The sequence below is a fragment of the Desulfotignum phosphitoxidans DSM 13687 genome (assembly GCF_000350545.1).
GTDB lineage: Bacteria > Desulfobacterota > Desulfobacteria > Desulfobacterales > Desulfobacteraceae > Desulfotignum > Desulfotignum phosphitoxidans.
Genome location: NZ_APJX01000001.1, coordinates 869137 through 890390, shown reverse-complemented (window position 1 = coordinate 890390; position 21254 = coordinate 869137). Strand labels below are relative to the sequence as shown.

General features: G+C 55.0%; 21 protein-coding genes. 17 read left to right on the top strand and 4 right to left on the bottom strand.

Features of this window, described 5'->3' with window-relative positions:
- Positions 1–61: 61 nt before the first annotated feature.
- Together DPO_RS04105 and DPO_RS04100 are read left to right on the top strand one after the other, a co-directional pair.
- Positions 62–2902: a DUF1638 domain-containing protein gene (locus DPO_RS04105; protein WP_006964447.1), complete on the top strand. Its 2841-nt coding sequence runs from the start codon at positions 62–64 to the stop codon at positions 2900–2902.
- The gene (locus tag DPO_RS04100) at positions 2899–4143 is read left to right on the top strand and encodes an MFS transporter (protein ID WP_006964446.1); all 1245 of its coding nucleotides are present in this window, start codon (positions 2899–2901) and stop codon (positions 4141–4143) included. Before DPO_RS04105 ends, DPO_RS04100 begins: the two co-directional genes overlap by 4 nt.
- A 72-nt stretch (positions 4144–4215) precedes the next feature.
- On the opposite strand, the gene asd is transcribed toward DPO_RS04100, so the two are convergent.
- Positions 4216–5322 (bottom strand): aspartate-semialdehyde dehydrogenase, encoded by a 1107-nt coding sequence (gene asd / locus DPO_RS04095; RefSeq protein ID WP_006964445.1) that lies wholly within the window; start codon positions 5320–5322, stop codon positions 4216–4218.
- Positions 5323–5424: 102 nt separating this feature from the next.
- Positions 5425–6324, bottom strand: coding sequence for a deoxyribonuclease IV (gene nfo, locus DPO_RS04090; protein WP_006964444.1), 900 nt, complete (start codon positions 6322–6324; stop codon positions 5425–5427).
- A gap of 106 nt (positions 6325–6430) precedes the next feature.
- On the opposite strand from nfo, the gene DPO_RS04085 reads away from it, so the two are divergent.
- Positions 6431–6922, top strand: coding sequence for a DUF3124 domain-containing protein (locus tag DPO_RS04085; protein WP_006964443.1), 492 nt, complete (start codon positions 6431–6433; stop codon positions 6920–6922).
- A gap of 20 nt (positions 6923–6942) precedes the next feature.
- Here the strand turns inward: DPO_RS04085 and DPO_RS04080 are convergent, their stop codons facing one another.
- Positions 6943–7998 (bottom strand): potassium channel family protein, encoded by a 1056-nt coding sequence (locus DPO_RS04080; RefSeq protein ID WP_006964442.1) that lies wholly within the window; start codon positions 7996–7998, stop codon positions 6943–6945.
- A gap of 84 nt (positions 7999–8082) precedes the next feature.
- On the opposite strand from DPO_RS04080, the gene DPO_RS23695 reads away from it, so the two are divergent.
- Entirely contained in the window at positions 8083–9528 is a 1446-nt protein-coding gene (locus DPO_RS23695; RefSeq protein WP_006964441.1) for an MEDS domain-containing protein, read from the top strand.
- 64 nt (positions 9529–9592) lie between these two features.
- Here the strand turns inward: DPO_RS23695 and htpX are convergent, their stop codons facing one another.
- Positions 9593–10522: a zinc metalloprotease HtpX gene (gene htpX, locus DPO_RS04070; RefSeq protein ID WP_006964440.1), complete on the bottom strand. Its 930-nt coding sequence runs from the start codon at positions 10520–10522 to the stop codon at positions 9593–9595.
- A gap of 475 nt (positions 10523–10997) precedes the next feature.
- Here htpX and DPO_RS04065 point away from each other — a divergent pair, with 475 nt between their 5' ends.
- From DPO_RS04065 to DPO_RS04005, 13 genes are all read left to right on the top strand, one after another.
- Complete coding sequence (locus tag DPO_RS04065; RefSeq protein WP_201765591.1) at positions 10998–11264, top strand: type II toxin-antitoxin system HicB family antitoxin; 267 nt, start codon at positions 10998–11000, stop codon at positions 11262–11264.
- Positions 11261–11449, top strand: coding sequence for a type II toxin-antitoxin system HicA family toxin (locus DPO_RS26690; protein ID WP_006964438.1), 189 nt, complete (start codon positions 11261–11263; stop codon positions 11447–11449). The genes DPO_RS04065 and DPO_RS26690 overlap by 4 nt, the downstream gene beginning before the upstream one ends.
- Before the next feature lie 485 nt (positions 11450–11934).
- Positions 11935–12375 carry a phosphonate C-P lyase system protein PhnG gene (gene phnG, locus DPO_RS04060; protein ID WP_006964437.1) on the top strand — a complete coding sequence of 147 codons (441 nt, stop codon included), beginning with the start codon at positions 11935–11937 and terminating at the stop codon, positions 12373–12375.
- Positions 12376–12380: 5 nt separating this feature from the next.
- Entirely contained in the window at positions 12381–12968 is a 588-nt protein-coding gene (gene phnH / locus DPO_RS04055; protein ID WP_006964436.1) for a phosphonate C-P lyase system protein PhnH, read from the top strand.
- Positions 12968–14167, top strand: coding sequence for a carbon-phosphorus lyase complex subunit PhnI (locus DPO_RS04050; protein WP_006964435.1), 1200 nt, complete (start codon positions 12968–12970; stop codon positions 14165–14167). Before phnH ends, DPO_RS04050 begins: the two co-directional genes overlap by 1 nt.
- Positions 14164–15006 (top strand): alpha-D-ribose 1-methylphosphonate 5-phosphate C-P-lyase PhnJ, encoded by an 843-nt coding sequence (locus DPO_RS04045; RefSeq protein WP_152427531.1) that lies wholly within the window; start codon positions 14164–14166, stop codon positions 15004–15006. Before DPO_RS04050 ends, DPO_RS04045 begins: the two co-directional genes overlap by 4 nt.
- Positions 15003–15794 carry a phosphonate C-P lyase system protein PhnK gene (phnK, locus tag DPO_RS04040; protein WP_006964433.1) on the top strand — a complete coding sequence of 264 codons (792 nt, stop codon included), beginning with the start codon at positions 15003–15005 and terminating at the stop codon, positions 15792–15794. The genes DPO_RS04045 and phnK overlap by 4 nt, the downstream gene beginning before the upstream one ends.
- 11 nt (positions 15795–15805) lie before the next feature.
- Positions 15806–16537, top strand: a complete 732-nt coding sequence (phnL, locus tag DPO_RS04035) for a phosphonate C-P lyase system protein PhnL (protein ID WP_040011427.1) — start codon at positions 15806–15808, stop codon at positions 16535–16537.
- Positions 16534–17709, top strand: coding sequence for an alpha-D-ribose 1-methylphosphonate 5-triphosphate diphosphatase (locus DPO_RS04030; protein ID WP_006964431.1), 1176 nt, complete (start codon positions 16534–16536; stop codon positions 17707–17709). Before phnL ends, DPO_RS04030 begins: the two co-directional genes overlap by 4 nt.
- Positions 17706–18641: a sugar phosphate isomerase/epimerase family protein gene (locus tag DPO_RS04025; protein ID WP_006964430.1), complete on the top strand. Its 936-nt coding sequence runs from the start codon at positions 17706–17708 to the stop codon at positions 18639–18641. Before DPO_RS04030 ends, DPO_RS04025 begins: the two co-directional genes overlap by 4 nt.
- Positions 18642–19063: 422 nt before the next feature.
- Complete coding sequence (locus DPO_RS04015) at positions 19064–19288, top strand: hypothetical protein (protein WP_006964429.1); 225 nt, start codon at positions 19064–19066, stop codon at positions 19286–19288.
- 2 nt (positions 19289–19290) lie between these two features.
- Positions 19291–19689: a type II toxin-antitoxin system tRNA(fMet)-specific endonuclease VapC gene (gene vapC / locus DPO_RS04010; protein ID WP_006964428.1), complete on the top strand. Its 399-nt coding sequence runs from the start codon at positions 19291–19293 to the stop codon at positions 19687–19689.
- Between the two features lie 197 nt (positions 19690–19886).
- Positions 19887–21254 carry a TrkH family potassium uptake protein gene (locus DPO_RS04005; protein WP_006964427.1) on the top strand — a complete coding sequence of 456 codons (1368 nt, stop codon included), beginning with the start codon at positions 19887–19889 and terminating at the stop codon, positions 21252–21254.

The following is a 21254-nucleotide window of genomic DNA, read 5'->3' as shown; positions in this document are numbered from 1 at the left end:
TCCCCAGAGAAAAACAGTTGACACCCGGTTGGACAGCGGCTTATTTTATGGGGTTGGACAAATGAACAACCCCAAGGAATCCATTGTGAAAAAAAAGATCTATGTCATATCCTGTGCCGTGCTGGCCAGAGATATTAAAGAGGTGGCCCGGGAAATGGGTTTGGCACTGGAATACAAATTTCTGGAAGCCGGGTTGCACGAAAATCCCCACAAGCTCAACCAACAGGTCCAGAAAGCCATCGATCACATTTCCGATCAAAAAGATGCGGACCGCATCATCATCGGGTACGGGGTCTGCGGCAAAGGCACGGTGGGGCTGAATTCCCAAAATGTCACCCTGGTGATTCCCAAAGTCCACGACTGTATCTCTTTGTTTCTGGGAGGAGATGCTGCCTATCAGGCACAGTTCAAAAAATATCCCGGTACCTATTATCTGTCTGCCGGCTGGTGTGAGGAAAAAGCAGAGCCCGTATCCCGGCGCCGGGGCCGGGCCTGGTTCGGCAACCGCCAGCTGGTGTATGAGGATGTGAAAAACGCCCATGGCCGGGCAGCGGCCGACCAGACCTTTGCGTTTCTCAACTCCTGGCAGAAAAACTACCAGCGGGCCGCATTCATCGAAACCCGGTCCGGTCAGGCCGCCAGATATGAGCAGATGGCAAAGGATATGGCCGATGAATATGGATGGCGGTTTGAACGGATCAAAGGAGACCAGGGTCTGATCCGCCAGATGCTGACGGCCACCCAATCCACCTCCGGGATTCTGGTGGTCCCTCCCGGCCATACCATTGCGTTTGACCCGGTGGGATCCACGCTCACTGCCAGTCCCGTGTGGGATCCGGGTGCGGGCAGTGCTGCACAGGAAACCGACTGGGTGGTCCCGTCCGACCGTCCGGACACGGACCAGGGTCTGAAAATCCAAACCGGCCTGGGCATCGATGCCGGCGGCACCTACACAGATGCCGTGGTATATGACCTGGAAAACCGTTCCACCCTGTGCAAGGCCAAGGCGTTGACCACCAAGTGGGATTTCACCCTCGGCATTGAGAACGCGCTCACTCAGCTGGCCCCGGACCCGCTGGCGGAAGTATCGCTGGTGGCCCTGTCCACCACCCTGGCCACCAACGCCATTGTGGAAAACGAAGGCCAGACCGTGGGCATGCTCCTGATGCCGTCACCGGGTCTGGATGAACACACCATTGCCTATTCCCCCAAAGCCGTGATCAAAGGCAGGCTGGACATTGCCGGCCGGGAAAAGACCCCCGTGGATCCGGACCAGATCCGGCAGATCGCCGATGACATGATCCGCCGTCAGAACGTAACCGCCTTTGCCGTATCCGGTTACGCCGGGGCCGTGAACCCGGCCCATGAACTGGCCGTGAAACAAATCCTCCAGGATCACACCGGTCTGTTTGTCAGCTGCGGCCATGAACTGTCCGACACCCTGAATTTTGAAACCCGGGCCGTCACGGCCATGCTCAACGCCCGGATCATCCCCCGGCTCAAACACCTGCTGGCCGACCTGGAACAGGTTCTGGACCGGTTTGATATCGCCGCCCCCATTGTGGTGGTCAAAGGGGACGGGACTCTCATGGATGCAGCCATGGCCAAAAAACGGCCCGTGGAAACCATTTTGTCGGGACCGGCTGCGTCTGTGGCCGGGGCCCGGCACCTGACCGGCAGAACCGATGCTTTGGTGGTGGACATGGGCGGCACCACCACGGACACGGCCGCCTTGAAAAATAATCGGGTGCGCCTCAATGAAAAAGGCTCCAGAGTCGGAGGCCGCCGCACCCATGTCCAGGCTTTGGACATCCGCACCACGGGATTGGGGGGGGATTCCTTAATCGCTTTTGAAAAAGGCGAATTTTCAATCGGGCCGGGACGGGTGGCCCCCATTGCCTGGCTGGCCGACCACCGGCCCGGAACGGATGCGGCCTTGGATTTTATCAAACACAATCTGAACCGGTTCACCACGGCCACAAAAAAAATACAGGTCATCACGGCCACCGGATCAGTGAACCTGTCCCATCTCTCCGCCATGGAAGCAAAGGTGATGTCACTGGTGACTCAGCGCCCCTATTCCATTGAAGAGCTGGTCACCCACACCGGGGTCCTCACGGATGCCGGGTTACCCCTGGCCCGGCTGGAGGAACGCTTTGCCATCCAGCGGTGCGGCCTGACCTTCACGGACCTGCTGCATATCCAGAAAAAATTCACCCGGTGGAACCGGAAAGCGGCAAAAACATATGGGGGATTCATGGCTTTTCTGGCCGGCATGGACATGGAAAAGATGATCCATCTGCTCATGGAAAAAGGGATCCGGCGCCTGACCCTGGAGCTGCTCAAACGACAGTTAGATGATGAGATCGATCCGGATGGATTGACTTCCTGCCCGGTGTGCCAGGCATTGATCGACAACCTCATGGCCGGCGGCAGTCCGGATTTTCAGGTGCGCATCGATCTGAAGCGGCCAGTGATCGGCATCGGCGCCCCCATCGGTTTTTTTCTGCCGGATGCGGCCCGGACCCTGGGTGCAAAAGCAATACTGCCGACAGACGCGGATGTGGCCAATGCCATCGGCGCCATCACCTCGGATGTGATGGTGCACCGCCAGATCCGCATCACCCCGGGCCACCAGGGCGGATTCATGGTGGAAGGGATTTCCGGGACCCGTCAGTTCAAGGATTTTGACGCAGCCGATGCCTTTGCCAGAGACACCCTGGTAGCGAAAGTCCGGGATTCAGGGCGGGCCGCCGGCACCTCCTGCCGCACGGTCACCTTGTCCATCAAAGACACGGCCCCGAAAACCGCGTCCGGTGACCCCATCTTCATGGAGCGGGTGATTCAGGCCACCCTCACGGGCCGGCCGGACCGGGTGATCCAAAAAGCGATCCCGGCATGAGGTCCGGGCACGGGAAAAGCCGGGACAGATACAGCCGAACCATTATAGCAGCCTGCTTCAGTGTCCAGGCGCTCGGAATCGGCACGTACATCTCTTTTGGGGTATTTTTCAATCCTTTGATGGACGCGTTTGGCTGGTCCCGGGCTGCCATTTCCGGGGCGTCATCCACTGCGTTTTTCTTTGCCGGTCTGTTCGGCATCCTGGTGGGCCGGCTCAACGACCGGTTCGGACCCCGGATGCTCATGCGGGTTGCTGCCGTCTTTTTAGGCTTAGGGTTCGCCCTGATGTCCCAGGTATCTACATTGCTTCAACTGTACCTGGTGTTCGGCCTGGTGTTCGGCATCGGGTTGTCTGCCGTGGATGTCATTGCGTTGAGCACCATTGCCCGGTGGTTTGCGTTGAACCGGGGAAAAATGACGGGCATTGTCAAGGTGGGCACGGGTGCCGGCCAGTTCACTGTCCCGATCCTGGCCAGTCTGCTCATTGCCGCCACCGGATTTCAGAACGCCTTTATTATCCTGGGCATCTGTGCGTTTGCCCTGCTCATGATCATTGCCCGGTTCCTGTACCGGGACCCGGATATATACGATGCCGGTCAAACCGGACCGGCCGTTCCGGTTCCCCCGTTTTCAGATCCCGGAATCCGGCCGCGCCAGACCGCCGGCATCGACTATTCTCAGGCCCTGAAATCCCCAAAACTGTGGCTCCTGTGCCTGTCCAATCTGCTGGTGGTGTTCTGCCTGATGAGCATCATGCTCCATATTGTCCCCTATGCCAGGGACATGGGCATCTCTCCCCATTGGGCTGCCGGGATCCTGGCCGCCATCGGGGCCGTGTCCATGGCCGGGCGGTTTGCCGGAGGCCTGCTCATCGACCGCACGGGCAGCAAGCGCATCATGGTGATCAGTTTCATTCTGCTCCTCACTGCCCTGGTCTGGCTGACCCGGGCCGATACCCGGTGGGAGCTGTATGCCTTCGCCTTTATTTACGGCATTGCCCACGGCGGATTTTTCACGGCCATCTCCCCCATTGTGGCGGAGCTGTTCGGCATCCGGTCCCACGGCGGCCTGTTCGGCATTGTAGTATGTTTCGGTACCACGGGCGGAGCGTTGGGGCCTTTTGTCACCGGGCTCATGTTCGACCGGTTCTTGAATTACACGGCCGCATTTACCGCTTTGATACTGATTGCCGCGGTGGCCTTTGTCCTGATGCTGTGCCTGAAAACCGGGGTCAGACGCTGAATGCTGACCTTTTTTAAGTCAAAAAATTTTTGCATCCGAACACCACAGCAACGTCCGGCCCCTGCTTTTCACTTACAATATAATATTGAGAATCCGGCGCAACGGTTCAGCCGCGCCCCAGAGCAGCTGATCTCCCACGGAAAACGCCGTGAGATAGTCTTGTCCCAGGGTCATCTTGCGGATCCGGCCCACGGGCACGGTCAGGGTGCCGGTGACGGCTGCCGGGGTCAGTTCGGTGACGGTCTGATCTTTGGTGTTGGGAATCACTTTGACCCAGTCGTTGTTGGATGCCAGCATGGCTTCGATCTCCGCCAGGGGCACCTCTTTTTTCAACTTGATGGTAAAAGCCTGGCTGTGACACCGCATGGATCCGATGCGCACGCACTGGCCGTCAATGGGCACGGGAAGATCGGACCGGCCCAGGATCTTGTTGGTTTCCACAAACCCTTTCCACTCTTCCCGGGTCTGGCCGTTTTCCATGGCCCGGTCGATCCAGGGGATCAGGCTGGCCCCCAGGGGCACCCCCCAGTTGGCCGTGGGAAAGGTATCCGAGCGAAGCGTCTCCGTGACTTTTCTATCCAGATCCAGGATCGCTGCGGCCGGATCATCCAGAATCGGGGCGGCTGCATCCCCGATGGCCCGCATCTGGGCCACCAGTTCGGTCATGTTTTTGGCACCGGCACCTGAAGCCGCCTGGTAGGTCATGGAGGTGAGCCATTCCACCACATCATTTTCAAACAGCCCGCCCAGCGCCATGAGCATCAGAGACACGGTGCAGTTGCCGCCGATATAGTTTTTAATACCCCGGTCCAGAGCCTCATCGATCACTTTCCGGTTCACGGGATCCAGCACAATGATGCTGTCATCAGCCATGCGCAGGGTGGAGGCCGCATCGATCCAGAATCCTTTCCACCCATTTTCCGCCAGCTTCGGCCGCACGGCTTCCGTATAACCGCCCCCCTGGCAGGAGATGATGATATCCATTTCCATAAGCGCGTCGATATCATGGGCATCGATCAGGGCCGACGTCTCTTTTCCCACATCCGGGGCTTTTTGTCCGGCCTGGGAGGTGGTGAAAAAAACCGGGGTGATCTTTTCAAAATCATTTTGTGCCATCATCCGTTCCATGAGCACGGAACCCACCATGCCCCGCCATCCAACCATACCTGTTTTTTTCATTTGAATCTTCCTCCACAAAAATTGATGAAACTTTTTTTATACTGACTTTTGGTTCCGGATGCCAGCCCTGATTTCATCCAATTTAAAAAAATACTTCGGTTTTTACCGGATCAGCCCATAAAGCTGCCTGATTTCCGCTTCCCACAAAGAGTCATCCGGGGTCTCCAGCACCAGGGGCATGTTGTCGAACCGGGCATCGTTCATGATAAACTCAAACGGGGTCATGCCCAGCTCCCCTTGGCCGATGCTCGCGTGCCGGTCCACCCGGGAGTTGAAATCTTTTTTGGAGTCGTTCAGGTGCAGGGCCTTGAGAAACCCCATCCCCACAATCCGGTCAAATTCATCCATGGTTTTTTCAAACGCACCAAGGGTTCTGATATCATACCCGGCCCCGTGCAGGTGGCAGGTATCCAGGCAGACCCCCACCCGGGTTTTGTCTGTGACCTGCTCGATGATCCGGGCCAGGTGATCGAACCGAAACCCCAGGTTGGTGCCCTGGCCGGCGGTATTCTCAATCACCGCCGTGACACCCGTGGTCCGGTCCAGGGCCAGATTGATGGATTGGGCGATGCGGTCCAGGCACTGTTCAGGTGAGAGTTTGTTCAAATGGCTGCCCGGATGAAAATTCAGATAACAAAGGCCCAGCTGTTCACACCGCGTCATCTCCTCGAAAAAAGCGGCGCGTGATTTGTCCAGCCCGGCCGGGTCCGGGTGTCCCAGATTGATGAGATAGCTGTCATGGGGAAGAATGACCGACGTGTCAAATCCGTGCTGACGGCACTGCTCCTTGAATCCGGTGATATTTTTTTCGGTCAGGGGAGGGGAAGACCATCGCCGCTGGTTTCGGGTGAACATGGCAAAAGCTTTTGCTCCGATCTTTGCCGCATTGACGGGCGCATTTTCCACGCCCCCGCTGATACTGACATGGGCCCCGATATATTTCATTTTTTTGTGTCTCCCGTCATGGTCGCCGTTGTTGACAATGAATTCTTTCGGTGCCATAGTTTATGGCATAACCCCCTTTGGGTAAATTGTTTTTTCACTCACTGATTCGGCCGGATTGTCCACACACTCCGGCAACCGATCAGGCAGAAAAAAAGGATCTAAAATGACACCGCCGATTCATATTTTTCGTTCAATAATTTATATCATCCTCCTGGTCAGCCTGACAATGGCAACTGCCGCTGCCGGAGACGGAAACACCGTTCCCCTGTCCCGGGGCCAGGTGGTCTATGCCCCGGTCTACTCCCATATCTACATCGGTGACAGGGAGCGGCCGTTTCTGCTGGCCGTGACCCTGAGCATCCGGAACACGGATCCGGATGATGCGATTGTCGTAACAAAAGTATCGTATTTCAATTCTGAAGGAACGCGTCTGGAAGAATACCTGAAACAGCCCGTGACCCTGGAAAAGATGTCCGCCACCCGCTTTGTGGTCCATGAATCAGACAAGACCGGGGGATCCGGGGCCAGTTTTCTGGTGGAATGGGAAACAGTCAAATCCGTATCCCCGCCCATCATCGAAACCGTGATGATCGGCGCCCAGACCCAGCAGGGCATCTCCTTTACCTCCCGGGGGCAGGTGATCAAAGAAAAATAGACAGCCACGACAATAAATTGTCAGCCTGCATCCGGATCAGACACCTTCTGCAATTTTTGCAGATTTTCCGGGTTTCCTAAAGCAATGAGCAGATCCCCGGCTTCGATCACCGTTTCCGGACCCGGGTTGAACACCATCTCACCGGAAATTTTTTTGATTCCGACAATGAGAATGTCAAATCGGGGGCGAATTCCGGAATCCTTCACCTGCTTTCCCGCCAGTTCGGAACGATCTGAAATGGGCAGTTCCTCCAGCTGAAGCTTGATATCCCTCCGGATGGCCAAGTCCATCAGGCTGGTGGCTGTCGGTCTTAAAACACTTTGAACCAGACTCAGTCCCCCGATGTTATAAGGCATGAAAACCCGCTCCGCTCCGGCCTGCTTCAACCGGGGAACATGGGATTCATTGTCCGTACGGGCGACGATGGTGATATCCGGGTTCAACTGCCGGGAAGTCAGGGTCACAAACACATTGGCCGCATCTTCAGCCAGGACCGTAATCAGGCATTTTGCTTTTTCCAGTCCTGCTGAAAGAAGGATCTCATCCATCGTAGCATCCCCGGGAATGAACAGCGTCTTTTGATGCCCCAACTGCGCCAGCGCTGCCGGTTTTTTTTCAATCACCACCACGTCAAGCCCTTCATTTTTGATTCCCTGTACCACCACCCGGCCGATTCTGCCATACCCGCAGACAATATAGTGGCCGGTAAGTTCATCGATGATTTTCTGCACCCTGCGCCTCCCGAGAATATTTTGAAACTTTCCTTCCACAAGCATCTGGGCTAAAGATCCGCCCAGATAAAAAAACGCGCCCACGCCCCCGAAAATCACCAGCATGGTCATGATCCGGGCGATGTCGGACAAGGGCTTCACTTCCATGAATCCCACCGTGGAAAGAGTGATGATCACCATGTACACACTTTCGATGAAACTCCATCCTTCCAGCAACATGTAGCCGGAGGTGCCGAACAGGATCACCAGAAAAATGAAAATACTGCCCATGACAATGGACCAGCCAAAGGGATATTCCGTGCGCATCTGCCGGCGGAACCCCTTGACCTTTTTCAGCAGATTCATTTTAACTCCTCCATTCGGTTCATGATACCGGTTGATTTCAGGTATCATACCATAAAGGGTGGTACCGCAGGAGTCAAGCAGTTGATGCAGCAAGCCGTTGTTATCGTGTTCTTGCCATTGAAAGATTGCTGGCATATTTTTGCATCCCGTGATAAGTCTGTATCAGGTTCTGCTGATTTACGTCATCTGATTTCCCGGGTATCCCGGATAAACAACGCTTTTTATAAAAACTATGACAGGGAGGTGTCCACAGTGGATTTTGACCATGCATTTTCCCGGGTTGGCGGCAGTCCCCATCCCCATGCCTGTATTATTTTTGATGACCTGACCAGTTATCGAAACATCGCCTGTAAATATATCCTCGATGGACTGAACAAAAATGAAAAATGCATCATGGCCGTTGATGATTATACCGAAACCATGATCCGTGACGACTTTAGGGCTGCCCGTGAAAACATCGATCCCTATCTTGAAGATGAACGGCTGGTCATTTTCAATGTACAGGAATCCTATGCCGGCAACGGCGGATTTGATCCGGATCAAACTGTAAAAATCTGGCAGAAAATCTCTAAAAAAGCGGTTGATGAGGGCTTTGAGGCACTTCGCGTGGTTGGAGAGGCGACATTTTCCCTTAGCAGCCCCGAACTGGCGGACAAACTGATCTATTATGAAAACATCATCAATCAGGTATTATTTCCATTTTATCCGTTCAAGTCCCTGTGCGTGTATAACAAACGCCTGTATCCGCCTGAAATCATCAAAACCGCCATCAGCGCCCATCCCATCCTGTTTCACAATGATGAGTTGTTTCTTGAGAACATCCATTATGTGCCGCCTCACATCCATTTTAAAAAGCAGAAAGCCAGGGATGAAATCGAGGTATGGCTGGCAAATGTCAAACGAAACAATCAAAACATCCAGGCATTGCGGGAAAGTGAAAAAAAATTCAGGGCCCTGTTTGAAAACGCCCCGTTGAGCTATCAGTCCCTGGATGAAAACGGCAACTTCATCGATGTGAACGACACCTGGCTCACTGTTCTGGGATATACCCGCGATGAAGTCATCGGCCGCAACTTTGCCGAATTTCTGCATCCGGACTGGAAAGATCATTTTGCAACAAACTTTCCCCGGTTCAAGGCAGTGGGGGAAGTGCTTGGCGTTGAATTTGAAATCAGAAAAAAGGACGGGTCTTTCATTCTGGTCTCTTTCAACGGGAAAGCAGGTAAACATCCGGATCAGTCATTCCAGCAGACCCATTGTATTTTTCAAGATATCACGGAAAAAAAACAGGAAGAAGAGCGAATCATTCACGCGAAAAAAATGGAATTTATCCGCACTCTTTCCCAAAGAATCGCCCATGATTTCAATAATCTGCTGCTGCCCATCACCGGCATGGCGGAACTGCTGATGGATGAACTGCCCGAAGACAGTGAGCTGTATGAAAATGCACTTGAAATTTTCAGTTCAGGCCAGAAAGGCAGTGTCCTGGTCAATGAAATCATGTCTCTGGGTTCCCGGACCGAACCCTGAAATAAATCGTTCAGGGATTCAGCTGAATCCCTGAACGAAAAGATCCGTCTCTAACCCACCTTGTTCAGGACAAAGAATCCCAGAACTTCCGGCTCTGCTCGGTCATGGTGGATTTCCGCCCCTGTGATTCCCGGGGTCCGGCATCATTGGACGGTCCCGCACCGGTCAGCCGCTTGATCCGCTCCTCCAGAGGCGGGTGTGTGGAGAACAGACTGGCGAACTGCCGGCCGGACAAAGGGTTCACAATAAACATATGGGCCGTGGATGGATTGGCATTCACGGCAGCACCCCGGCGTGTATATTCTCCCAGTTTGTTCAGAGCCGAAGCCAGCCCCTGGGGCCGGCCCGTGACCTGGGCCGCCGTGGCATCAGCCAGGTATTCCCTGGACCGGGACACGGCCATCTGCACCACCATGGCCGCCATGGGTGCCAGAATGGACATGACCATCACGCCCACAAATCCCAGGCCCCCTTCCTCATTGTCCCTGCCCCCGAAAAACGCGGTAAACCTTGCCATGGATGCCACAAACATGATGGCCCCGGCCAGGGTGGCCACAATGGTGGAGATCAGGATATCCCGGTTCTTGATATGCCCCAGTTCATGGGCCAGGACCCCTTCCAGTTCCTCCTGGTCCATCAGGCGCAGCAGCCCTTCAGTGACCGCCACCACCCCGTGTTCCGGATCCCGGCCCGTGGCAAAAGCGTTAGGAGCCTGCTCGGGAATCACGTACAATTTGGGCATGGGCAGACCGGCCCGCTGGGCCAGTCTTGCCACGGTATCATGCAGCCCCGGTGCCTGGGACCGCTCCACGGGCTGGGCCCGGTACATTTTCAATACAATGGTATGGGACTGCCAGTAGGAAAAAAAGTTCATGGCCAAAGCGATGATCAGGGCGATCACCATGCCGGACTGCCCGCCCAGGGCATAGCCCAGCACCAGGAACAGCCCGGTCATGGCGGTCAGCAGAAAAACGGTTTTGATATGGTTTCCCATAAGTCTCCTCGTAAAAATTCGGTGTTGTTTGCATTTACTGAACGACAAAATTATAAGTCCGGTCACCCCAAAATCAAGTATTCGGACGGATACACTATGGGTAACCTGTGGATACCCTGACCATGATAGATATCACCCGGGAATGGTAGAAGCCTGATATGCCTGCCTGGGTGATATCAGGCTCATACCCGCGAAGGTCACATACGACACCGAGGACAATTATTCCTGGATAAAAGCCCCCGGAATTTTTAGAAGTGATAGATGCCTGCCGCATGACCTCCAGTTCGCTGTCGCCTGAGGTCACGGGTGAGGCCATCTCGCACTGCCAGGAACGTCTTGAACAGGTGCTTGAACCCGTTTTGAACTAAAATTATTCAAGTGGTATTTGATAAAGGATACCATTACAATCTAAAACCTGATATTATCAGAAATGTGGTTTTTCAATAAATTGGCAAAATTCCAGCATGGCTGAAAAATGACACTCTTAAATGGAAAGCGTGAACAATTTGTCGGAAAGGAAGTATTGAAAATGCAGAACCAATATACAGCAGTAATGAAACAGGAAGACGGTTGGTGGGTCGGATGGATTGAAGAAATCCCGGGAGTAAATTGCCAGGAAAAAACTTACGAGGAACTTAAAGACACTTTGGAGGTTACGCTAAAAGAAGCTTTGGAGTTTAATCGCCAGGATGCACTGACTGCTGCGGGCAGTGGCTACAGGGAAGAAAAAATTGCGATATGAAGAGGAATGAACTTCTCAAGTATCTCCGCAGTAAGGGATGTGGCTTATTGAGAGAAGGTGGAAAACATTCATGGTGGCATAATCCAAAATTAAAAAAACGATCTGCAATTCCACGACATTCAGAGATTAAAGATATTTTAGCCAAAAAGATATGCAATGATCTTGGTATAGAGCCACTGAAATAGACCCAATTAAACCCATCCGACCGAAAATCTTACCTTGTATGGTGTATAAATTTGTCTTGCACAAATTTACAGACCCGTTTCGACGGAGGGCGGGATCATTCGCGGTCTGTGTTTCTTCTTTTAATGCCGGGCAACTTTGAAAATCACGCCAGTCAGAAAGAATATGTGCGTTAATCCCTGGGACAAATCCGTATTTGGGGATTTTGTTAACATTGACATTTTCCCCAAATGGCGATCTTAGTGCTGACATTTTCGCGAACAGTCATTTAAATTCACCTAAATAAATATGTGTTTATTTTTTCTCAGAGACATTTTCAGGTTCACGGCAAAGAATTTTTTTTACGGGAACTTTGCGTGACCAGAATATTTTTTTCAATATGAAAGTATAAGCTCAACACTTAGAAAACGACATGATGTTGATTCTAACTTTAGTTTAACAAACCGGTAATCAATTTCTCACCCGAAACCGGGTAATATCCCTGTCCATGACACAGACTTCCAGACAACGATGGATGCAGCTTCTGGCGGAAGCGGAAGCCCAGGATCTTCACTCCGCTTTTGACCGCCTGGATCCCAAGATCCCAAGTACCTTTCTGATCAAGCCTGAAACCGGGATGGTCATGGTTCAGGGCAAAGCGGACGGGACCGACACCCCGTTCTGCATCGGAGAGATGACCGTCACCCGGTGCATGGTCCAGGTTATGGAACAGGTCCAGGGCTATGCCATGGTCCCGGGCAGTGATCCCGACCATGCCCGCCTGGCGGCCCTGTTTGACGCCCTGCTCCAAATCCCGGCATTTCATGACCCCCTGATGACCACACTGATCCGGACACTGGAAACCAAAGCGGATCAGCAGCGCCAGGCCCTGGCCGGAGACGTGGCAGACACCACGGTTGAATTTTTCACCCTGACCCGCGGAGAATGACAGCCATGACATCTCTGATGAAAGGATTTGATTCCGAAGTGTTTGACAGCCAGGCCGTGTTTCGGCAACTGCTCAATGCCACGGCGTATCCCGGCACCATCTCCGGTCCGGGCATCACCCTGGCCTGCCCGGACCGGATCCACCCCGGCACCGGGGCCCTGCTGCTCACACTCCTGGATTTTGAAACCCCTTTCTGGACCGACCTGGTACCGGATTCTCCCGAAGTCCGATGGCTGAAATTTCACACCGGCGCCCCCGTTACCTTTGATCCGTTTGAAGCCGCATTCTCCCTGATCACGGACACCTCCCTTTCCATTGACCTGAACCGGTTCAACCCGGGCACAGTGATCGCTCCGGACCGGTCCACCACCCTGGTGATCCAAACGAACAGCATGACTGAAGGGAATCAACTCCGACTCACCGGCCCCGGCATCCCGAAACAGACCGGCCTGAGCTTCACTGGCATTGCTCCGGATTTCTGGGGACACCGGACCCTGATCAACCAGTCCTTTCCTGTAGGCATTGACATGATTTTTGTCCACAAAAACCGGTTCTGCGCCCTGCCCCGAACCGTGCACACGGAGATTTCCTGATGTATGTGGCGGTCAAAGGCGGAGAAAAAGCCGTCAAACACTCCCAGAAACTGGTGGCGAAACAACGCCGGGGGGATACCCGGGTGCCGGAACTGTCCACGGATCAGATCAGAAATCAGCTGGGACTGGGACTGGACCGGGTCATGGCGGAAGGATCTCTATACGATGAAACCGCCGCGGCCGAAGCCATTCAGCGGGCCCAGGGGGATCTGACCGAAGCGGTGTTCCTGGTGCGGGCCTTCCGCACCACCCTGAAACGGTTCGGCACCAGCCGGCCCGTAAACACCACGGAAATGACTTCTTTCAGGCGGGTTTCCGGCATTTACAAAGACATTCCGGGCGGCCAGATTTTAGGCCCCACCTACGACTATACCCACCGGCTCATCGACACGGGTCCGGCCCCTGATGAGAATGGAACCGGGGTGAGTGCCGGGACACATCCAGCCGATTCAGACGACCGCCGCCACCCGGCACCCGGCATGTCAGGACCTGCCGGCCGGCAACGCCCGGATAAGGCCATTCCCCCTTTACCGGACAAACTTCCCCGGGTCATGGATATCCTGAAAAAACAGGGGCTGCTTTCCGATGCCCCGTCCGCCCGTTGCCAGGAAACCGGCCATAAATCCGGGGAAGACCTGACCCGGCAGCCTTTGACTTTTCCCGTTTCCAGAACGCTTCGGCTCCAGGCCCTGGCCCGGGGAGACGAAGGGTTCCTGCTCGGTTCGGCCTATTCGCTGCAGCGGGGGTTCGGCCTGGACCGGCACCCGTTTCTGGGTGAACTCAAGGTGGGCATTGCCACGGTCTGTTTCACCCCGCCGGAACTGGGATTCGAGATCTGCATCGGCCGGATCCGGCTCACGGAATGCGTCATGGTCAGCCGGCAGGATGATACCCACGGCAACACCGCCGGATTTGACACGGGGTACGGCCTGGTGTTCGGCCAGAATGAGCGCAAAGCCATGTCCATGTCCCTTCTGGACCGCTCGCTTTCCGACACGGACAAAAACGCGGAGGCCGACACGGGCAAAGCGGCTTACCCGGCCCAGGACCCGGAATTTATCCTGTCCCACTGCGACAGCGTGGAATCCTCCGGATTTGTCCAGCACCTCAAACTGCCCCATTATGTGGATTTTCAGTCGGAACTGGTGTTCATCTGCAGCCGCGGCAACGACCCGGCAACGACCCAAGGAGAGAAATGATGCCGGTAACATACAATTTCGCCTACCTGGATGAACAGTCCAAGAAAATGATCCGCCGGGCCATCCTGAAAGCCCTGGCCATCCCCGGGTTCCAGGTGCCGTTCGGGGGCCGGGAGATGCCGCTGCCCTATGGGTGGGGCACGGGCGGGATCCAGCTGACGGCCTCCGTGATCGGTACGGACGACCGGCTCAAAGTGATCGACCAGGGATCCGATGACACGGTCAACGCCATCAGCATCAAACAGTTTTTCCGGAAAACAGCCGGGATTGCCATCACCGAAGACACGGAAACCGCCACCATCATCCAGACCCGGCACCGGATACCGGAAACCCCGCTGAAAAAAGGACAGATCATGGTGTTCCAGGTCCCCATCCCGGAACCGTTGCAGTTCATCGAACCCAAACGGCCCCAGACCCTGAAGATGCATGGATACGAGGAATACGGCAGCATGCATGTCAAGCTGTATGAAGATATCGCCCGGTTCGGCCGCATCGCCACGGCATTCGACTATCCGGTGCGGGTCCACCATCGCTATCTGATGAGCCCCTCTCCCATTCCCAAATACGACAATCCCAAACTGCACCGGTCTCCGGCCGTTCTTCTGTTCGGCGCGGGCCGGGAAAAACGCATCTATGCCGTCCCTCCCTACACGGACGTGGTGAGCCTGGATTTTGAGGATTATCCCTTTGAACTGGAACAATGGGAAGGGGCCTGTGCCATCTGCGGGTCCACCCAAAGCTTTCTGGATGAAATCATCACCGATGATACCGGCACCCGGGTGCTGATCTGTTCAGACACGGAATTCTGCCGGAAAAATGCCGGGAGGTCCCGGCCATGACACCTGCCCCCGATCTGAGCCCCCCGCCCCTGATGAAAGTGGCGCATCTGTGCAAATTCTTCGGCCGGCACATGGGATGCCATGACATCAGTTTCGAGGTCTGCCCCGGAGAGGTGATCGGGGTGGTGGGAGAATCCGGATCCGGCAAATCCACCCTCCTCAACTGCATTGCCGGCCGAATCCGGCCGTCCAACGGATCGGTCTGGTTCAGGACCCCTGACGGCATGGAGGACCTGTGCCGGTGCGATGAGGCCCGGATGCGCCGGATCATCCGGACAAGGACCGGGTATGTGACCCAGCAGGCGGCCCAGGGCCTTAAAATGCACATCAGTGCAGGGGGCAACATCGGGGAAAAACTCATGGCCGCCGGCACCCGCCATTATGGAAAAATCCGGGAGGCGGCATTGATGTGGCTGGATAAAGTGGAGATCGATCCCGGGCGCATCGATGATCTGCCGTCCACCTTTTCCGGGGGCATGCAGCAGCGGCTCCAGATCGCGGCCAACCTGGTGACGGCCCCTGAAATCCTGCTCATGGACGAACCCACGTCCGGGCTGGATGTATCGGTCCAGGCCCGGCTGATCGACGTCTTGCGAAAACTGGTGTTCAGCCTGAACCTGTCCATGATCCTAGTCACCCATGACCTGGCCGTGGCCCGGCTGCTGTGCCACCGGCTGTACGTGATGAAGCAGGGGGAGATCGTGGAATCCGGACTCAGCGACCAGATCCTGGATGATCCCCGAAAGCCCTATACCCAACTGCTGGTATCCTCTGTACTCAAACCATGAAAGATCTACCCATGCCCAACACCCCAGACACCCCATCCTGGATCCTGAATCTGGAGAAGATTGAAAAGGATTTTGTGTTTCACCACCAGCAAGGCACCCGGATGACGGTGTTCAACGGCTTTTCCCACCGGTTTTATCCGGGAAACGCCGCTATTTTGTCCGGTCCGTCCGGATCGGGAAAATCCACTTTGCTGCGCATGATTTACGGCACATACAAAACCGAATCCGGTCATATCCGGGTCCGACACCAGGGACGGCAGGTGGATGTGGCAGGCGCCTCTCCGGCCTTGATCTATGCCCTCCGGCGGGACACCATCGGGTATGTGAGCCAGTTTCTGCGGGTGGTGCCCCGGGTGTCGGCCCTGGACACGGTCATCGAGCCGCTGCTGGCCCGGGGCGTGGCCCCGGAACAGGCGGCCGACGCCGGCCGGACCCTGCTGGAACGGCTGCATATCCCGTCCACCATGTGGCATTTGTCCGCCACCACCTTTTCCGGCGGAGAACAGCAGCGCATCAACCTGGCCCGGGGATTCATCGCCCCATATCCCATTCTGCTGCTGGATGAACCCACCGCGTCCCTGGACCTGAAAAACCGGGAAACCGTGATCCAGCTCATCATGGAAGCGCTGAAAAACAACACCTGCGTCATCGGGGTGTTTCACGACCCCGCGGATCACCGGTCCTTTGCCGACCAGGTGATCGATCTCTCAACGCAACCCTGTCAGGAGAATTTGCCGTCATGACCTTAAAAAAACTGATTTTGGGAGGCCCCCTGTTTGACGGGGTTTCCCTGTCCCCCCGGGGAACGGTCCTGATCGAAGACCGGAAAATCGCGGCTGTATATCCCGATACCATCCATATGATCAACACAAAAGTGATCGACGTCCAGGGCCGGCTCATCATGCCCGGCCTGGTGGACCTGCATTCCGACAGCCTGGAACGAAGTATCGAGAAACGCAAAGGCGTGTTTTTCGACATCGATTTCGCCGTCCTGAATCTGGACCGCCAGGCTGCGGCCTGCGGCATCACCACGTTCTGCCATGCCGTCAGTTTTGATGACAACGAGCTGGGGCTGCGCTCCCCTGAAGAGGCGGAACACTGCGTGAGAGCCATCAAGGCGTTCAACGACTCGCCCCAGGCCCTGGTGAAGCACCGGGTTCATATCCGGTACGAGGTGGGGTCTGAACGCAGCTTCCAGATCGTGACTCGGCTGGTGGAAGAGGGGCTGGTGGACCTGTTCTCCATCATGGACCACACCCCGGGCCAGGGCCAGTTCAAATCCATGGCCGCCTATGTCCGGTATCTGACCTGTGAACACCAGGTGCCGGAACACCAGATCATTGAAAAAGCCAGGCAGAAACAGGCCGGCAACGCCCGGGACTGGGAACTGGTGAGCACCCTGGCCCACACCGTGGGCAGCGCCGGTATTCCCATGCTCAGCCATGATGACGACACCCTGGAAAAGATCGATCTGATCCGGGCCCTGGGCATCGGGGCCTGTGAATTTCCCATCACCCTGGAAGCGGCCCGAAAAGCCGGGGACGCTGGAATGCACATTTTCATGGGGGCCCCCAACCTGGTGCGGGACCAGTCCACCAGCGGCAGCCTCAAAGCCTCGGATGTGCTCAGACAGGACCTGTGTACCGGTCTGGTGTCTGATTATTACCCGGAATCCCTTCTCCAGGCCGCGCTTATGGGGAAAAAACACACCGGATCTCCGGCATCGGCCCTCAGACAGGTGACTGCCGGCCCCGGGGATTATCTTTGCGCCCCGGCCCGGCCCGGCCGATTGACTCGGGGTGCGGATGCAGATATCATCATTGTGGACCAGTCCCATACCTGGGCCCATATCACCCACAGTCTGGTGAAGGGCCGTACCGTTTTCAACACCCAGCTTCATGAGGCAGTGGCATGAACAAAATCGGCGCAAGCATCGACCCGGTCCGCATCGACGGATCTCTCACTCTTCTGGAGCAGGATTTACAGGCCTATCAAGCCATCGGCCTCCAAGCTGTGGAACTGCCGGTTCACGGCCTGGATGCCATTTTCAACGGCACCCTGAACCCCGACAGAACAAGACAGGTGATGGCCCTGCTGTCAGACTTTGATTTTTGTTATTCCATCCATTCCCCCAATCCCGTGAACCTGATGGACACCCGGGATCCGGGCCTGCACAAGGCCGTGCTCCTGGCTTCCCTGGAATTTGCCCGGCAGATTCACGCAACCGTGGTGGTGGTGCACAGCGGCCGGTTCATTCCGGAAGAGGAGTTCAACGTAACCCCGGCCCGGTCCCTGACCGTTTCCGAACAGATTCGGATGCTGGAAAACGAAGCCCGGCGCCTTCAGGAGATCGCAAGACAGTATCCGGACATCCGGATCGCTTTGGAAAACGCCCGGCCCTACCTGAGCCAGAGCCCCTACACCTATGCGGAACGCCTGGAATCCCTGAAAGAACAGATCCTGAGGATCCACCGGGACAACGTGAAAATCAACCTGGATTTCGGCCATTTGTTCATGGCGTCCCGGTTCTACCAGTTCGATCCGGTGGCCACCGTGGCCCCAATTAAGGACCTGGTGGTCCACACCCATGTGCATGACAATTTCGGCGGCGTGGTCCACCACTGGGAAAAACAGCAGACCCACCAGCTGCCCTTTGGCAAAGGAGATTCCCACATGCCCGTGGGATTCGGGAAAATCCCCATCCAGGCGATCCTGAACCTGCTGCTGCCCGATTACGACGGGCGGTTGATCATGGAACTGCGCAGCCGGTATCTGCCCGACACCCAGACTTCCCTGGACAACCTGTCCGCCCTGGTGGCGGCATGCGAGGCAAAAGGAAACCGATGACAACTGCCCCATTTATCCGGGCATCCAGAAGCGCGAGAACTGGCCCTTCCCGGATCCGGAAAAACTGACCGGCACCCATGACGAAAAGCTGGCAAAACTCCGCAAAATCAGGGATGATATCAAGAAACAGATTGCAAATCTATTTCGGTTTGACAAGGTAAAGTCAAATCCAAATTCTCCATTGAACTGCCTGTTACCGGTCGAAATCATCCGCATTTACCACCGGGTGTAACAAAACCAGAGATCCTTGCCAGACGTGATTTTTCGAATCTTTCGGGACAGTAAAACCTGTCAAAAAATCGCCGTTTACCCATTTTGCCATTTTTAACATTTTGGGTAAATAGCGATATCTTCTGTTTGACATCCGGGTAAACATGCTCTATTTTTCTTAGTAAATACACCACATATATTTGGAGGAATTGATGGCCCAGCTCCATTGTTATGTCCCGGATGACATTGCAGATCTGTTCAGAAAAAAGGCTGAAAAAGCACGCCTTTCCACGTCGAAATACCTGGCCCTTCTTGTAAAAAAGGAGACCAGTGAAAAATGGCCGGATCACTATTTTGATTTGGTGGGATCATGGGAAGGAGAGCCGCTCCAGCGCCCGGAATCATTGGATTATGAAAAAAGAGAGGGGCTGGAATAACATTGTATCTACTGGACACCAATGTTTGCATTCATTTTCTGAACGGTACGTCTCCTTCAGTTGAAAACCATTTCCGTACCCTGTCCCCCTCCCAGATTGCCATCTGCAGTATCGTCAAGGCGGAGCTGCTTTTCGGTGCCAGGAACAGCCTCCGGATGGATGCCAATTTGCAGCGGCTCAAGCTCTTTTTTGCACCACTCCAGAGCCTGCCGTTTGATGATCTTTGCGCCGACGAATACGGTCTTATCTGTTCGGATCTGACTGCCCGGGGCCGATTGATCGGCCCCAATGACATGCTCATTGCAGCGGTGACCAGAGCTCACAATGCCGTGCTGATCACCCACAATACCAGGGAGTTCAGCCGGATCACAGGACTTCAGCTCGATGACTGGGAGACCTGAAGCCCCCTGACACTGGTTTGGAATCCATGACATCCTCAAGATCCGCCCCCCTGTTTTGACTTTACCAGCAGAACCAGATTCGGACCGATTGACGAAAATACGATAAAAATCTTTTCTGCAATGGATCATTTTCTGATATAACCGGTCTGAACCGACGGACAGGGATCTGTCCTTGCATATGAAAAGGAAATGCCATTTTGCTGCCGGCATGGCTTCGACATCGTTTAAATCAGTCTCACCCCACCACGCTGCTGCTGCTGAGCTATCTGGCGGCTATCATCGCCGGAACCCTGGTGCTGATGCTGCCGCCTGCCACGGTAAGCGGTCATATCAGTCTCATAAACGCTTTTTTTACAGCTACGTCTGCCGTGTGTGTGACCGGGTTGATCGTGGTGGATACCGGATCTTATTTCACTTTGTTCGGCCAGGGAGTGATCCTGTTTCTCATTCAGATCGGGGGCTTGGGGATTATGACCATCTCCGTGGCCCTTTTTCAGGTCATCGGCAGAAAAGTGGTGTTTCAGCAGCGCATGGCCATGCAGGAAGTGTTTTCCCATACCCCCAGAGAGGACATTTTTTACCTTCTCAGGTCCGTGCTGTTTTTCACCCTCTCCATTGAAGCGGCAGGAGCGGTTATCCTGTTCTTTTACTGGCACGGCACTGTGCCGTTTACCCAGGCCCTTTACAACGCAGTGTTCCATTCTGTTTCCGCTTTCTGTAATGCCGGCTTTTCCCGGTTTTCCGACAGCCTGATGACCGGACAGACCTCTTTGATCCTCAATGGTACCATCGGCGGCCAGATCGTTTTAGGGGGATTGGGATTCCCAGTGGTCTATGAAATCTTCAGCCGATTTTTTATGGGAAAGTCCGGCAAAATATCCATTCAAACCAAAAGCGTGGTGCTCACCACCATTGGCCTGACCATGGCCGGGATCTTGGTGATCCTGATGTCTGAGCGTACTTTGGTTTCATCTCTGGGGTGGAAAAGCGGTCTTCTGACATCGGCGTTTCAATCCATCACCTGCCGCACCGCCGGATTCAATACCCTGGACATTGCTTCCCTGAACACGGCCACCCTGCTGTTCATGATGTTTCTGATGCTGGTGGGGGCCTCCCCCGGATCCTGCGGCGGCGGCATAAAAACCACGACATTTGCCGTGTTGACCACCTATTCCTGGAGCCGCCTGATACGCCGAAAACACGTCAACCTGTTTTCCAAGACCCTGCCGGACGAAACCGTGAGCAAAAGTCTTTTTGTCCTGTTGTTTTCTTTGACCACCATTTGTCTGGCTGTTTTCATCATCCTGTTTATCGATCCTGACCATGGCGCGCGGATACCGGGAAACCGACAATTTTTAAGCTTTCTTTTTGAAACCGTGTCCGCATTCGGAACCGTGGGCCTGTCCATGGGGGTCACCCCGGAACTGACCCTGCCGGGCAAACTGGTGATCATTGCTTTGATGATCATCGGCCGGGTGGGTGTCCCGGCCATTACCTATATCATTGTCGGCGGTGCCCCGAAAAAAGGGTTGCAGTTTGCTGAAGAAAATCTGATGATCGGATAG

What these genes read in the sequence shown, in the direction of transcription:
- DPO_RS04105 (WP_006964447.1), top strand. Translation starts at nt 62, where the DNA reads ATGAACAACCCCAAGGAATCCATTGTGAAAAAAAAGATCTATGTCATA.
- DPO_RS04100 (WP_006964446.1), top strand. Translation starts at nt 2,899, where the DNA reads ATGAGGTCCGGGCACGGGAAAAGCCGGGACAGATACAGCCGAACCATT.
- asd (WP_006964445.1), bottom strand. Translation starts at nt 5,322, where the DNA reads ATGAAAAAAACAGGTATGGTTGGATGGCGGGGCATGGTGGGTTCCGTG.
- nfo (WP_006964444.1), bottom strand. Translation starts at nt 6,324, where the DNA reads ATGGCACCGAAAGAATTCATTGTCAACAACGGCGACCATGACGGGAGA.
- DPO_RS04085 (WP_006964443.1), top strand. Translation starts at nt 6,431, where the DNA reads ATGACACCGCCGATTCATATTTTTCGTTCAATAATTTATATCATCCTC.
- DPO_RS04080 (WP_006964442.1), bottom strand. Translation starts at nt 7,998, where the DNA reads ATGAATCTGCTGAAAAAGGTCAAGGGGTTCCGCCGGCAGATGCGCACG.
- DPO_RS23695 (WP_006964441.1), top strand. Translation starts at nt 8,083, where the DNA reads ATGCAGCAAGCCGTTGTTATCGTGTTCTTGCCATTGAAAGATTGCTGG.
- htpX (WP_006964440.1), bottom strand. Translation starts at nt 10,522, where the DNA reads ATGGGAAACCATATCAAAACCGTTTTTCTGCTGACCGCCATGACCGGG.
- DPO_RS04065 (WP_201765591.1), top strand. Translation starts at nt 10,998, where the DNA reads ATGACACTCTTAAATGGAAAGCGTGAACAATTTGTCGGAAAGGAAGTA.
- DPO_RS26690 (WP_006964438.1), top strand. Translation starts at nt 11,261, where the DNA reads ATGAAGAGGAATGAACTTCTCAAGTATCTCCGCAGTAAGGGATGTGGC.
- phnG (WP_006964437.1), top strand. Translation starts at nt 11,935, where the DNA reads ATGACACAGACTTCCAGACAACGATGGATGCAGCTTCTGGCGGAAGCG.
- phnH (WP_006964436.1), top strand. Translation starts at nt 12,381, where the DNA reads ATGACATCTCTGATGAAAGGATTTGATTCCGAAGTGTTTGACAGCCAG.
- DPO_RS04050 (WP_006964435.1), top strand. Translation starts at nt 12,968, where the DNA reads ATGTATGTGGCGGTCAAAGGCGGAGAAAAAGCCGTCAAACACTCCCAG.
- DPO_RS04045 (WP_152427531.1), top strand. Translation starts at nt 14,164, where the DNA reads ATGATGCCGGTAACATACAATTTCGCCTACCTGGATGAACAGTCCAAG.
- phnK (WP_006964433.1), top strand. Translation starts at nt 15,003, where the DNA reads ATGACACCTGCCCCCGATCTGAGCCCCCCGCCCCTGATGAAAGTGGCG.
- phnL (WP_040011427.1), top strand. Translation starts at nt 15,806, where the DNA reads ATGCCCAACACCCCAGACACCCCATCCTGGATCCTGAATCTGGAGAAG.
- DPO_RS04030 (WP_006964431.1), top strand. Translation starts at nt 16,534, where the DNA reads ATGACCTTAAAAAAACTGATTTTGGGAGGCCCCCTGTTTGACGGGGTT.
- DPO_RS04025 (WP_006964430.1), top strand. Translation starts at nt 17,706, where the DNA reads ATGAACAAAATCGGCGCAAGCATCGACCCGGTCCGCATCGACGGATCT.
- DPO_RS04015 (WP_006964429.1), top strand. Translation starts at nt 19,064, where the DNA reads ATGGCCCAGCTCCATTGTTATGTCCCGGATGACATTGCAGATCTGTTC.